Raw genomic sequence first — 292 nt, forward strand, 5'->3', positions numbered from 1 at the left:
GGCGCACTCGGCCGAGAACGTGCTGGACGCCATCCGCAAGGACCGGCTGGCCGTTGGGGCTGAGGTGGTGACGGCGATCCTGGGTGCGATCGACGTGCTCAAGGCGATCGTCGACCATCTGGGTGCCACCGGCTCGGAGGGCGAGGGCGACGACGAGGCGCTGATCGCCCGCCTCGATGCCCTGCACGAGGGCGCGGTCACGGGCTCGGCCCCGGCCGCCGCGCCGGCGCCGGTCGTGCCGCTGCCGGCCGCGCCGCCGGTTGCCCTGTCCGAGACGGAGGCGGCGCTGGCG

The 292-nt window shown here is 76.0% G+C and carries 1 pseudogene; it reads left to right on the top strand.

Features of this window, described 5'->3' with window-relative positions:
* Positions 1-292, top strand: a pseudogene (locus Q7A36_RS41300) (hybrid sensor histidine kinase/response regulator); the annotation flags it as partial.

It is taken from the genome of Paracraurococcus lichenis (genome assembly GCF_030657435.1).
Lineage (GTDB): Bacteria > Pseudomonadota > Alphaproteobacteria > Acetobacterales > Acetobacteraceae > Paracraurococcus > Paracraurococcus lichenis.